The sequence below is a fragment of the Fundicoccus sp. Sow4_F4 genome (assembly GCF_052116145.1).
Classification (GTDB): Bacteria; Bacillota; Bacilli; order Lactobacillales; family Aerococcaceae; genus Fundicoccus.
This window is the reverse complement of record NZ_JBQKLQ010000004.1, coordinates 270,211-283,153: the sequence shown is the minus strand read 5'-3', so window position 1 is coordinate 283,153 and position 12,943 is coordinate 270,211. Positions and strand designations below refer to the sequence as shown.

Below are 12,943 nucleotides of genomic sequence, written 5' to 3'. Positions count from 1 at the left end.
TGGTCATCCAGTGTCTCGAAATTTATTCGGTTGTGTTTATCAGCCGTAGCCAATAAACTCTTACACATCTTGGTGTTTATCTTTGTTTAGTTTTCAATGAGCTTTGTGTCACTTTGGAAACGCTTCGTTTCTTACCGCGACAACTTCTATATCATAACACGAATCTCTTTACGTTGTCAACACTTTTTAAAAAATGTTTTCGTCTTAATGTTTCATGTTTTTTGTTTACTTGTTGTGTTGCTTCTTCAACAAGGTCTTAATCTTAACATTTACTTAACATTTAAGTCAAGTCTTTTTTAAAATTATTTTTCGTCGTGAGTTGCTTTGTTTTTCTATGTCCTCGTGACGACAAGGAATAATATAACATGGGATTGTTCCTTCTGTCAAACATATTTTTGATATTTTATTAATATTATTATTGCTTTGGAGGCAAAGCTACTATAATCAAGCTTTCCTATAACATTTCTTTAGTAAATTCATTATTAAAATGGTTTGTTTGTTCTCTATTATCAGTTATACTATGATTCAGTAATAATATCTCACCATGAAGCAACAATTCATGCGTGTAGTTGGAGGCATTTATGGAACTTAATCACCCAATGTTTCAACTAAAAGATTTAAGTAGTCTATGGCAAAGTACAATTGGCTTAGAGAAAGAATCATTACGTTTGAAACAAGATGGCAACTTATCCGATTACCCACATTCTGCTGAGTGGGGTACTCGCACGCAACAACCTTATATTCAAACTGATTTCGCTGATAGTCAATTAGAGTTAATTACTCCCCCAGTGAAGACAGCAAAAGAAGCAATCAAATGGCTAGCAGCAAGTCATCAAATTGTGCAGACTACTATGACAGAACAGCACGACGATGAACTACTCTGGCCTTTCAGTGGTCCTGGTCTTTTACCTGATGACCCAGACGTCATCAAAATTGCTCAGTTAGAAAATCCAGATGAGTATAAGTATCGTGCTTATCTTGCAGAAGTATATGGTAAGCCCGTTCAACTATTATGTGGCATTCACTATAACTTCCAGATTAACCCCGCTCTTATAGAAGCAAAAGTTTCTGAATTGAATCAAAACTTGTCTATTAAAGAAGTTACGAACGACCTTTACTTAACTTTAGGACGCAACTACTTACGTTATCGTTGGTTACTGACTTACTTCTTGGGGGCTACACCATATTTGGCAGATAACTATTCAACCAATTTATTCGGAGCACCAAAAGAATCAACCATGCGTTCATTCAGACAGAGTCAATACGGCTACCAAAATGATCCCGATTTATCTATTTCATATGCTTCATTAGAAGCATTTGTAACAGATGTAGAAAAAGCTGTTACAAGCGGACAACTCTCTTTAGAAAAAGAACTATACCGTGATGTACGTTTTAGAGGTCAAGAACAATACCGTAAGTTAATTACAGATGGTATTAAGTACATCGAGTTTCGTAACTTTGATTTAAACCCACTTGACCCTTATGGAATAACACGTGAGGATATTATCTTTACCAAACTATTTATCCTTACAATGTTGTATATTCCACAGATTGAGCGAGATGAAGAGGTTGAATTAGGCAACATAATGAATCATGTCGTCGCCGCTACAGACTCTTTGGCACCTTTGGCATATAAAGAAGAAGGTCTAGAATTATTAACTGCAATGCAAACGATCGCTCGCACATTAGATGAACAACAATTGACTGACGGCTTCTTCGAAAAGATTGTAGCTGATAGAATCCCATTACTTGAAACACCAGAATTAACTCTTGGTGGTAAAATCATCTTAGAGATAGAAGAAAAAGCGAAAGCTAAAGGCGTCAAAGCGCAAGATTACTTCTTAGAGTACGGCTTAGACTTAGCCCGTCAACATAAAAAAACTTATCTAGATCGACCATACAATTTACACGGTTTCGAAATTTATGAAATTTCGACACAACATCTTTTAACTTATGCCATGAAAGCAGGTATCGAAATTGAAGAATTAGATGCGTCTGAAAACTTAGTCAGATTATCGTATAACGGTCATTCTGAATTAGTCAAGAATGCTAACATGACGTCCTTCGATACACAAATCAGTTATTTCGTTATGGAGAACAAAGTCGCTACTAAGAAAATCTTAGCAGAAAACGGGATTCATGTCCCTGCTGGGGATAGCTTCACGAGCTTTGAAGAAGCTTCTCAATATTTTCCATTGATAGGATTTGAACAATTTGTTGTGAAACCTAAGAATACGAATTATGGTATTGGCATCAGCATTTTCAAAGCTCATCCTAGTCGTGAAAACTATGAGGAAGCATTACAAATTGCATTCGCTGAAGATGAGACTGTTCTTATAGAAGCATTTGTCCCTGGAACCGAACTTCGCTTCTATGTCCAAAACGGCGAAGTCCATGCAATTTGCGAACGCCAACCCGCTCAAGTCAAAGGAGACGGCCACTCGAGCGTTTCAGAATTAATCGAGCGTGTGAACACCGATCCACTACGTGGTTCGAATCACCGTGCGCCTTTAGTAGAAATTGGCAAAGGCCGTTTGGAGCAATTACAATTAAAAGCTCAGCAGTTATCGCTTGATTCGATTCCCGACAAAGATCAAGTTGTTTACTTACGTGAGAATAGTAATATTTCAACAGGCGGACTTGCCATTGATCGTACTGATGAAGTTCATCAAGATTACAAAGACCTAGCAATCAAAAGTGCCAAGGCATTAGGCGCTAACTTCTGCGGGATCGACTTAATCATCAAGGACTTCTCACACCCTATTCAATCGGAGAATGACTACGCGGCTATTGAAGCCAACTTTAACCCAGCAATCATGATTCATTTATTCCCAGAACAAGGCAAACCACGTTTGTTAGGAATCCCAGTTTTACAACAACTGTTTCCTGAAGCACCTGTTAGATAAATCACCTCCTAACTTTCTTGATGTATTATAGAAGGAAAGTCTAACTATCTAGTATATACAAAAAGCTGTGACTCAAATTGAGCCACAGCTTTTTGTATATACTAGAAGATTAAATCGACCAATTCATCTTGAGTCACATTACCGAAATATTTATTAATATCAATTCCATTGAACACTTCGTTAACAGATGCTCGGTCATACTTAGTGTCTACTAACACCTTCTCAACGTCAGCAATATCTCCTAAACCGAAAAAGTCTCCGAAAATTTTAGCTTCAGTGAACTTACCTGCTTTAACATTAAAGCGGAAATCAACTAAACCAAATGGAAACTTATGACTTTTCTGGATATCGAAACTTGGTGATTGTCCATAGTTCCAATCCCAGTTACCAAAGCGTTCTTCCCGAATTTCATAGATTTTCTTCCAGTCTTCTTCCGTTAAATGGTATTCTTTCACGTCTTCACGTTTCTCAACACCAAAGATTTCTAATAAAATAATGTCTCTGAAAGCTTCAGTCGATAGTTCTTTATACTGTTCATCGACATATGGCAGTATATTCGTCACACGAGAACGAACGGACTTAATGCCTTTAGATTCAATCTTTGCTTTGTTAGGTTTCAAGGCATTATTCACTTCATCTAGTTCTGACTTGAACATAACCGTTCCATGCGCAGTCATACGGCCATTCTTGGCATACATCGCATTTCCTGAGAATTTACGTCCATCAACTAACAAATCATTACGCCCTTTTAATTCGGCACTTGTCGCTCCCATCTTACGAAGGGCTTCGATCATTGGTTGAGTAAAACTTGCGAAGTCTCTAAAGGAGCCATCGTCATCTTTAATTAAACAAAAACAGAAGTTTCCTAAATCGTGATAGACTGCTCCTCCCCCTGACATGCGGCGAACAACCGTAATATCATTGGCTTCAACATAAGATTGATTAACTTCTTCAATGGTATTCTGGTTGCGGCCGATAATAATTGATGGGGCATTAATATAAAACAACAGAATCGGCTCATCCACTAAACGGTTCTCTACTAAATAGGTTTCAATTGCGATGTTGACACTCGCATCATAATTATTCTGATTATCTACAAAATACATCTATTCCAATCCTCTCCGTTGACTACTTCTAGCCTCTGTCCAAAAAAATGGTTTTGCTTTCTATCCGAAAGTCGCGCTTACACTTCGTATAAAGCGCCTGGATAAGCTTCTAAAAGTGAAATGCTAGCGTTCAAATCCTCCATTACTTGACCAATAATTAAACCTTTATCAGCCTGTGGTGGTAAATGAGTGGGAACTAGCGCTTTAACTTTCGCTTCATTAGCCAGTCGAGCTACTTCCTCCGCAGTAAAGTGTTTATCGTTTTGGCCGACTTCATTTGAGAAGTTGCAATCAGCCACTAACAAATCTGCTTCATTCGCAAAAGCGATCATTGCTTCTAACCAACCACTATCTGCCGTATAGACAATGACTTTACCCGTTTCTCTTTCTAATATTCTCATCGCATAACATTCCAAGGGATGAACCGTCTTAATGAAAGTGAAATCAAAGGGTCCTAATTTCAAGACACCATTTGGTTGATAAGGTTTCGCTAAACTTGAGCCATCATCAACTAATAATGGGGCAAATGTTGACTCCGGGAAATGATAAATGGGAATAGGTGTCGTTTGAGGGGCGGGTTTTTTCAATAAAAATAAATGTTGAAAAATCCCGACGTCTGCCACATGATCCGGATGATCATGTGAAAGCACAACTGCGTCTAGGCTATTAACATCGAGGTATTTTTCAATTGCTAAAGCAGAGCCGCTTCCGGCGTCTAATAAGACGTGATAATCTCCTTCGCTCGAGCTGAGCAAATAAGAAGACGTCCCATTTTCTCCTAATGGGTAACCACCGGCACAACCGATTATTCGTAGTTTCATTCAATTAGCTCCTTTTGAAATGTTCGTCTAATCTGACGTATGACTTGATGTATCAGAGACGGCTGTTTAAACATTCTCACGAATTTGCTTTAATGCCTGCTTGTTCATTTTACGAACAATCGCATTCACTAATTTCACAGTGTTTTTAAAGTCATCTTCATGAATAACAGAGGTATGTGAATGTAAGTAACGCACAGGCACCGTAATCGCAATTGATGGAATACCGCTTAACGCTTGATGTTGTGCTCCAGCATCTGTTCCACCGCCAGGAATGAATGTATATTGGAATGGAATGCCTTCTGCTTCAGCCACATCTACCACAAATTCACGAAAACCTTTGTGACCAATCATTGACGCATCATAAACAATCACTTGTGGGCCTTTACCTAAAACCGAGTCAGCTTCTTTAGCTGTCATCCCTGGTGTATCACCTGCCGTACCTGTATCTAATGCAATGGTTAGATCTGGTTCGATTAAATAAGTCGCCCCTTTAGCGCCACGTAGACCAACTTCTTCTTGAACGTTTGCGCCTGAATAAAGTACCGTCTCATGACCATTAATTGCTGCTTCTTTTAAAACTTCTAAAGCGACAGCCACACCAATACGGTTGTCCCATGCTTTAGATAATAAGAAGGGGGTCTCGTTTAAACGAGTGTATTCAATATAAGGGGTAATCATATCCCCAGGACGAATGCCCCAGCTTTCAACTTCTTCTTTTGAGCTTGCTCCTAAGTCGATGAAAACATCTTTGATATCAATTGGTTTTTGACGCGCTTCTGCTGTTAGAACGTGCGGTGGTTTTGAACCTGTAATCCCACGGAATTCTTTTCCTTCGCGAGTAGTTAGTGTGACTTGTTGCGCGAGTACTACTTGACTCCACCAACCACCAATGGTTACGAAATGTATAAAACCTTTGTCTGTGATTTGGCTGACCATAAAACCAACTTCATCCATATGGGCCGCTAACATTAAGCGTGGACCGTCCGCATTTCCTGTATGCTTTGCAAAGATACCTCCTAAACCATCTTGAACAAATTCTTGCGCATGGTCGCTTGCTTCTTTTTTGAATAGTGCTCTTACTTTACCTTCGTTACCAGCGATACCGTTAACTTCAGTTAGTTCTTTTAATAATGTCTCGTTAATTTCCATTAAAAATACTCCTCACATTGATACAGTTTTAAATCATTTATTAAGACAGACTAAATAGATTGAGTCTGAATCTTTCATAGTACCAATATAACAGTTCAATTCGCATAATTCAATTTACAAAAACGTGTCTGAAGTGATTTCAGCGTTTGGATATTAGTCATTTTCTGTCTAAAAGAATTCACTAACGTTTATTTATAGGTTTCGCCTGAGCTTTGGCGCCATAAGATGACTTCATCCCGCCAAAGGCTACTTTTAACATCAATAATTCTCTGATTTGAACTTCCTCGAAATTGTAAGCTTAAATCCTTCTTACTTAATTCAAACCGCCCATCGACTAACACATCAATTAAACTGAGCAATTCCAGCTTATCTGGTGATTCTTGCATCATCTCTTCCCAATAATAACCCGTCCAAGACCAAATATCTTTACTGTTTCCAAATTCCTGACGAATCGCTCGACATAAAGGAATAAGTATTTGAGTATTCAAAAAAGGTTCGCCCCCCAACAGTGTCAAGCCTTGACAATAAGGTGCTGCCAAATCTTTTAGTATTTGCTGTTCTAAAGCTTCAGTATAGACCGTGCCGTAGTTAAAATTTTGCGCTACTCGGTTATAACACCCTTCACATGCAAATAAACAGCCACTGACATAGAGACTACATCTCACACCTTCTCCGTCTACAAAATTATAAGGCTTATAGTCCGCTATTTTACCTTGACTCCACTCTTGGGCTAACCATTCTTGCGCCCTAGGATGCCTCATGTCTGTCTCTCCTTTTTTTGACTAAATATGTTTCTTGCGAGCACTAATTTCTTTATGACGTCCATGGACCATAGGTCTTTGTTGAGGATTGCCTAAATAACCACAGGTCCTTTTAACAACATCGCATGTTGCTGGATTGCGATTGCCACACTGCGGACATTGGAAGCCTCGAGCTGTTGCTTCAAAATCACCATCATAGTCACATTCATAACAATGGTCAATTGGCGTATTCGTTCCTAAGTAACCAATTCGATCATAAGCATAGTCCCAAACGGCTTCTAAGGCCTTAGGATTTTGTCGCATATTTGGATACTCACAGTAGTGAATGAAGCCACCACTACAATATTGAGGATAGTCTTTTTCAAAAGATATTTTCTCAAAGGGTGTGGGAGTCTTGCGAACATCATAATGGAAGGAATTCGTATAATACTCTTTATCTGTAATGTCCTCTACCACACCAAATAACTCTCGGTCCATTTGGCAAAATCGATCAGTTAAACTTTCTGATGGCGTACTGTACACGCTAAAATGATAGCCATGTCGTTCACTTAAGACATCAACTTTTGCTTTTAACGTCTTCAAAATATCAATCGTAAAGTTTTTGGCAATCGAATTTTCTTCCCAAGCTGCTCCATAGAAACAAGTGGCGACTTCATACAAGCCAATATAACCCAAAGATACCGTTGCTCGTTTATTCTTAAACAGGTCATCCACCGCTTGATTTGGCTTAAGCCTCTCTCCAAACGCTCCATGCATATATAAGATAGGTGCATTTTCTGGCTTTGCTTCCTTCACCCGGTTCACACGGTAAACTAAGGCATCCTCTACAATTTCAAGACGTTCATTTAATAGTTGCCAAAATGTTTCTTGATTACCATTAGCCTCTAAGGCCAGTCTAGGTAAATTCAAGGTCACCACTCCGAGGTTCATACGCCCATCATTAACTTCTTGCCCATCTTCATTTCGCCAGCCTTGTAAAAAAGAACGACAGCCCATCGGCACTTTAAAACTTCCCGTCAATTCAACAATTTTATCGTACATTAAAACATCCGGGTACATTCTTTTGGTTGCACACTCAATCGCTAATTGTTTGATGTCGTAATTGGGATCAACTTGCTGCAAATTCACACCACGTTTTATAGTAAAAACCAATTTGGGAAAAATAGCTGTTCTGTTCTCTGTCCCTAATCCTGTAATTCTAACTCTTAAAATTGCTTTTTGAATTTCGCGTTCAATCCAATTTGTTCCTAACCCAAAGCCCAATGTTGTAAAAGGCGTTTGTCCTTGAGAGGTATACAAAGTATTAATTTCATATTCTAAACTTTGCATTGCGTCATAGATATCTTTCTTCGTTCGCTCTACTGCATAGGCCATTTGTTTTTTTGAATCTTCCATCCAGTGACTTGCTATTTCCAAGTGCTTTTGTAAATTAAGTTCTGCATAAGGGGCTAACACTTCATCCACTCGATTCGCACTAGTGCCGCCATATTGGCTACTTGCAACATTGGCAATAATTTGTGCCATTTGCGCTGCGGCCGTTTGAATTGATTTAGGCGATTCAACCTCGGCATTGCCTATTTTGAATCCCTTTTCGAACATTGATTTGAAATCAATTAAACTACAATTGCTCATTGGCGCATAAGGATGATAGTCTAAATCATGATAATGTAGTTGACCTTTTTGGTGTGCATTGGCTACATGTGGTGGTAGCATAGTCAGTCCTATAGATTTTGCGACTATTCCGGCTGTTAAATCTCTTTGAGTATTGAACACGCGACTATCCTTATTCGCATTTTCGTTCACAACCTTTTGTTCATTCGCTTGAAGCGCTTGAATGCGAACATTTATATTGGAAGCTTCTGCTCTTTCTAAGTCACGTTCTGTACGATAACGAATATAGGCCTTGGCTACCTCAATGAGTCCACTTTCTAATAAGTGATGTTCAACAATGCTTTGAATTTCATAAATTTTTATATCCCTTGTATAACGGCTAGCGATATCTTGTTGGATTTGTTTCGTCATTGCGGTCAAAAGCTCTTCATGTTCTTCTGTCACTGTTGAATAAACCTCAACCACTGCATTCATCATCGCTCGCTTTATTTTATCTTGATTAAATAGCACACGACGCCCATCTCTTTTGATCACCTGAATACTTAGTTCTTGCGAAATACTCGCTTTATTCTCTTTAATTAAACTTGACATTGAGTCATCCACCTTTCTCACAACACAACATATGGTGTCATGACACCTTTATGTTAGCATACATATTGTGTTTTAAACAGAGTTTTTCTCAAGCTATTCTAAAGTATCATTCAATAATTTTATAATGACAGCTTTGAATAATTGCGTCAGCGTCTTTATGAGCAAACTTTAAATTGATATTTTTTATAAAGTGTTTATTCTGAATATATTACACAGCAGTAAATTTTAGAACGATAATTTCCCTACCAAGCCTCTCGACAGAATAGCTCTTTGAGCAGTTCGCTGTCGGAATTTGTATTGACTATCGATAGCCAATTTGTTTGTTCTGGAAGATCCACTGCTTGTTTAAAATTCGAACCCGTTCTTATGTGCTAATTACGAGGTTTGGGAAAAGATGAAAGGGTCAGTCACTACGTTTTTAACGGTTATTTAAGACTATCAGCTGGCTTTAATCGGGGCTGTGTCGTGACGAAGGACACCATTTTCTTTTAAGATTTTATATTGAAGGAATATCTTTGACTAGACTCTGGTGCACGAGTCGTGTGATGACACGCCGTTTAAGGTGGTGGAAAGCACGTGTCATGTGGTGACACGCCGTTAAAGGTAGTGGAAAGCACGTGTCGTATAGGTGACACGGCGACTTTGGATAATTAAGCTTAATTTAGCAGTTATTTCTGCCTGAAATGTTATAAAACTACTCAGGATACGAAGAATAATAGTATAAGAGCACGTGTCATGTGGTGACACGCCGTTAAAGGTGGTGGAAAGAACGTGTCGTATAGGTGACACGGCGACTTTGCCTTGTATTGCTTGTAGACTCTAAACTCCTTTGTGATGCTCGGATTTCTTATAATTTTAGTCCCAACCATGACAAGTAATCTGAAGCATGATAAATCAAACTTCCGTCCATTAATCCTTATAATATAAAAAAAGCGACTCACATGACGTGAGCCGCTTTTATGAATTTAAATGCTGTAAAATTACTCAGCACTTTCCTCTTCAGTTGTTTCCTCTTCAGTTGTTTCTTCTTCAGTTGTTTCTTCAGTTGTTTCTTCTTCAGCTGGTACTTCATCGCTTGTTTCTTCAGTTGTTTCTTCTTCAGCTGGTGCTTCTTCTTCCGAGAAGCCAAAGAAGTTACTGAATAAGTTTAACATGGTTGTTTGAGGACTTTCGATTGCTTCCTCAATACCTAATGGGTAGCTGTCATAAACAGCGTCTTCAGAAATAATCATGTAGTCACCAAAGATTTCATCTTCACCACTGATTGTTGGTAAGAAGACCATGTGGTAAGTCACACCTTCGTAAACCATTTCAGACAATCCCATGATACGTGTTTGTCTATCCGCAACGGTTTGAACATTTACTTGATCAGCAATCCATGTTTCAATTTCATCTTCAGCTAAAACATCTTCTGGATAGATTTCCATATCTAATGTCGCGATACCAATATACATTAAGGTGTCATTGCTAAAGTATAAGATTAACTCTGAGGCCTTGTTTTCGCCTGTCGCCTCACTTACTTCATCAATCTCAAATGTATAACTTAAATACTTTTCAGTTTCACTTAATTCAAACTCTTCCCCTTCAACGCTTGTTTCAAAACTGTCGACTACTTCTTGGTAAGAAGTGCCGTTCACATCACCAACAGCGACATCTTGAACTGTAAATTGGCTTAAAGCTTGTTGGTAAGCATCATATGCATCTAATAAAGCTAAGTTTTCTGCCGAGGCTTCTGTTAATACGCCTGCTAAGGGATGCCCAGCTTCTGCTTGTGCATCTTCCGTCGTTTCTTCGGAAACCTCTTCCGTCGTCTCCTCTGCATCTTGTGCCCAAACTGAAGCAACTGGTAAAGCGACAAGTGCCATATTGGTTGCTAATGCAGTCACTACTAATTTTTTCAATGTCTTTTTCATAAATGATTCTCCTTTAAATTAAGCTTTTTATGCCTCTATGTCTAACTTACTAATTCAATTATAAAGGACAATTGTGGATAGTTACACCAAAACGATTGAATGAAAATAATAGACAAGTTTGTGATTACGATGATAACACTAATTCAAAGCCTGTTTTTTCATAAAAAAGCCCCTGCATTTCTGCTACTTTTTTCTCACACATGTAAGGTAATTTGGCTAATAACCACCAATCGAACAGTTCCAATTCTTCATAAAAATATACCTGTTGATTGAGTAAAAATTGTTGGCAGTCAGCATTCAAGCGAAAGCCCGCATAATAACCAGATAATTGATGAGAATTGACTATTGGTGCAGAACTTAAATAAGTCAATGACGTTACGCGCGTCAACCGATTGATTTGTTCTTTAAACTCCCTGAAGCTGATTCCAACTAAAAACTGGTGGATACATTGTAAAGGCATTAACGAAAAAAAGTCATTACTGCGCCCTTCGACTAGGCGCCGAACAGGCGAGCGCTTCGGAATGTAATCAACCAGTAGCTGACTTATCGTCTGGCTATTATCATTATCTGCTTCGATATACAGCCAATGATCTATCACCGCCAAGTCAGCTTTTAAAACTAGGCAACCTCGCATCCGCAACTCATAATACTCTGGCTTGGAATAGATCGTAAAATTTCTAAACGCTTTTTGATAATACAAGGGATGTGCCTCAAGATAGAAACACTTCTCCAAGGTGGCAAAGGACCTTAAACATGTTGACTGATGATATTGATTAGGAATCAACAACTGATAACCGTGAAATTTCTGAAGCAATAACATACAAGGCTCCTTAAATCATATTTTGTCCATATAATACGATTTTTGAATGAAGCCAACTATCTATTTAATATTAACACTAGATGAATAGTTTGTTACATAATGAGCATTAAACCGCAATGGCTCCATAAAAACCACTCCGAAAGGCCGTTGAAATCGACTTTATCCCACTTTCGATAATTACTCATTAAGAAGTCCAGTCAATTCAACAAAGAGATCTTTCATCGCACCTTGAGGAGAATCGAGTATCTCTTCTAACTCAATTTGATAACCGAAAATCGCATGATCTTGGTAAATATATATAAATTGTGCATACATCTGTTCTGTCGTTTCACCTTGCGGTAGCAAGACTTGATAGTAGTCCTCGCCTTGATAAACCATTTGAGATAAGCCAAACACGCGTGGACCAAACTCAACCATTAGATGATAAGAGTTTTTCGTATCCAACCACTCTTGGTCTAATCCCATCGGCAACAACTGATCATTGTTAATCACTAAATCTAGGGAGCCAATGCCTGTATAGTATAATTCTTCATCAATAAAATAAAATAACAACTCACCCAACACTGGTTGATCGTCGTTGGGATTATTTGTCGTTTCACTCTCATACATATAACTTAAGTAACTTTCCGTTTCGCTCAGATGATGAAAAGTAGGTTCAACGGCTGCCTCAAATTCTTCTACTTCACTTAAAGAGGTACCCGTCACTTCCTCTGATGCCATATCGTGCAAGTTAAATTGCTCAATTCCTCGTTTATAATCTTGATAAGCAGCCCAAATCGCATCATTTTCTATTGTTTCCTCTGTGATTAGCGGATCCAGATAATGCTCTGTTTCAGCAGCCACGATTGGCGCTGTATGTCCAAAGACTAATAAACCAACTAACACAGACTGACTAATTAACGGTCTCAATCTTTTGTTCATTTTATTGCCTCCTTATGAATGTGTTGAGGGGCGGACGACTATAGCTTTCAATATTTTCACTTTGTTCCGTGCCCAAAGGTAGACAAATTTAGCAGAAACTTCCTTCACAGCTCTCGCTACTTGTTAGTTATAGTATATCAATTGCTTTCAATCAAATCACTTAAATGCACTTATCGCTTTGAATTACCTTGTAAGGATGCCTTTTCTTTTGTGAAGTTTTCGGCTTGCAAAGGCGCCTAACAGGCCATAGTGGCTTAGCCGACGAGCTTGCCCCACCGAAGTCGCCCCTTCAAAAGACCAGTCTTGCGCTTATTCGACCAAACAAAAAAAACACTTTCTCCTTC

Annotated in this window: 9 protein-coding genes; 1 reads left to right on the top strand and 8 read right to left on the bottom strand. The window is 38.6% G+C overall.

What is annotated here, in order from left to right:
• The first annotated feature begins 581 nt into the window (after positions 1-581).
• Positions 582-2,906 carry a bifunctional glutamate--cysteine ligase GshA/glutathione synthetase GshB gene (gene gshAB / locus ACTQ5J_RS08270; protein WP_441752272.1) on the top strand — a complete coding sequence of 775 codons (2,325 nt, stop codon included), beginning with the start codon at positions 582-584 and terminating at the stop codon, positions 2,904-2,906.
• Positions 2,907-3,007: 101 nt separating this feature from the next.
• Here the strand turns inward: gshAB and ACTQ5J_RS08265 are convergent, their stop codons facing one another.
• The 8 genes from ACTQ5J_RS08265 to ACTQ5J_RS08230 all read right to left on the bottom strand — a co-directional run bounded on the left by ACTQ5J_RS08265 (position 3,008) and on the right by ACTQ5J_RS08230 (position 12,599).
• Entirely contained in the window at positions 3,008-4,012 is a 1,005-nt protein-coding gene (locus tag ACTQ5J_RS08265) for a lipoate--protein ligase (protein ID WP_441752270.1), read from the bottom strand.
• 77 nt (positions 4,013-4,089) lie between these two features.
• Positions 4,090-4,833, bottom strand: coding sequence for an MBL fold metallo-hydrolase (locus tag ACTQ5J_RS08260; protein ID WP_441752268.1), 744 nt, complete (start codon positions 4,831-4,833; stop codon positions 4,090-4,092).
• 66 nt (positions 4,834-4,899) lie between these two features.
• Complete coding sequence (locus ACTQ5J_RS08255) at positions 4,900-5,982, bottom strand: M42 family metallopeptidase (protein ID WP_441752266.1); 1,083 nt, start codon at positions 5,980-5,982, stop codon at positions 4,900-4,902.
• A 188-nt stretch (positions 5,983-6,170) separates the two neighbouring features.
• Complete coding sequence (nrdG, locus tag ACTQ5J_RS08250) at positions 6,171-6,743, bottom strand: anaerobic ribonucleoside-triphosphate reductase activating protein (RefSeq protein WP_441752264.1); 573 nt, start codon at positions 6,741-6,743, stop codon at positions 6,171-6,173.
• A 21-nt stretch (positions 6,744-6,764) separates the two neighbouring features.
• Positions 6,765-8,945 carry an anaerobic ribonucleoside-triphosphate reductase gene (gene nrdD / locus ACTQ5J_RS08245; RefSeq protein WP_441752262.1) on the bottom strand — a complete coding sequence of 727 codons (2,181 nt, stop codon included), beginning with the start codon at positions 8,943-8,945 and terminating at the stop codon, positions 6,765-6,767.
• 980 nt (positions 8,946-9,925) lie between these two features.
• Positions 9,926-10,858 (bottom strand): hypothetical protein, encoded by a 933-nt coding sequence (locus tag ACTQ5J_RS08240; RefSeq protein ID WP_441752261.1) that lies wholly within the window; start codon positions 10,856-10,858, stop codon positions 9,926-9,928.
• Positions 10,859-10,982: 124 nt separating this feature from the next.
• Positions 10,983-11,672 carry a hypothetical protein gene (locus tag ACTQ5J_RS08235; RefSeq protein ID WP_441752259.1) on the bottom strand — a complete coding sequence of 230 codons (690 nt, stop codon included), beginning with the start codon at positions 11,670-11,672 and terminating at the stop codon, positions 10,983-10,985.
• A gap of 183 nt (positions 11,673-11,855) precedes the next feature.
• On the bottom strand, positions 11,856-12,599 hold the full coding sequence (locus ACTQ5J_RS08230) for a hypothetical protein (protein ID WP_441752257.1): 744 nt from the start codon (positions 12,597-12,599) through the stop codon (positions 11,856-11,858).
• Positions 12,600-12,943 lie beyond the last annotated feature (344 nt).

What these genes read in the sequence shown, in the direction of transcription:
- ACTQ5J_RS08255 (WP_441752266.1), bottom strand. Translation starts at nt 5,982, where the DNA reads ATGGAAATTAACGAGACATTATTAAAAGAACTAACTGAAGTTAACGGT.
- ACTQ5J_RS08240 (WP_441752261.1), bottom strand. Translation starts at nt 10,858, where the DNA reads ATGAAAAAGACATTGAAAAAATTAGTAGTGACTGCATTAGCAACCAAT.
- ACTQ5J_RS08260 (WP_441752268.1), bottom strand. Translation starts at nt 4,833, where the DNA reads ATGAAACTACGAATAATCGGTTGTGCCGGTGGTTACCCATTAGGAGAA.
- ACTQ5J_RS08230 (WP_441752257.1), bottom strand. Translation starts at nt 12,599, where the DNA reads ATGAACAAAAGATTGAGACCGTTAATTAGTCAGTCTGTGTTAGTTGGT.
- nrdD (WP_441752262.1), bottom strand. Translation starts at nt 8,945, where the DNA reads ATGTCAAGTTTAATTAAAGAGAATAAAGCGAGTATTTCGCAAGAACTA.
- gshAB (WP_441752272.1), top strand. Translation starts at nt 582, where the DNA reads ATGGAACTTAATCACCCAATGTTTCAACTAAAAGATTTAAGTAGTCTA.
- ACTQ5J_RS08265 (WP_441752270.1), bottom strand. Translation starts at nt 4,012, where the DNA reads ATGTATTTTGTAGATAATCAGAATAATTATGATGCGAGTGTCAACATC.
- nrdG (WP_441752264.1), bottom strand. Translation starts at nt 6,743, where the DNA reads ATGAGGCATCCTAGGGCGCAAGAATGGTTAGCCCAAGAGTGGAGTCAA.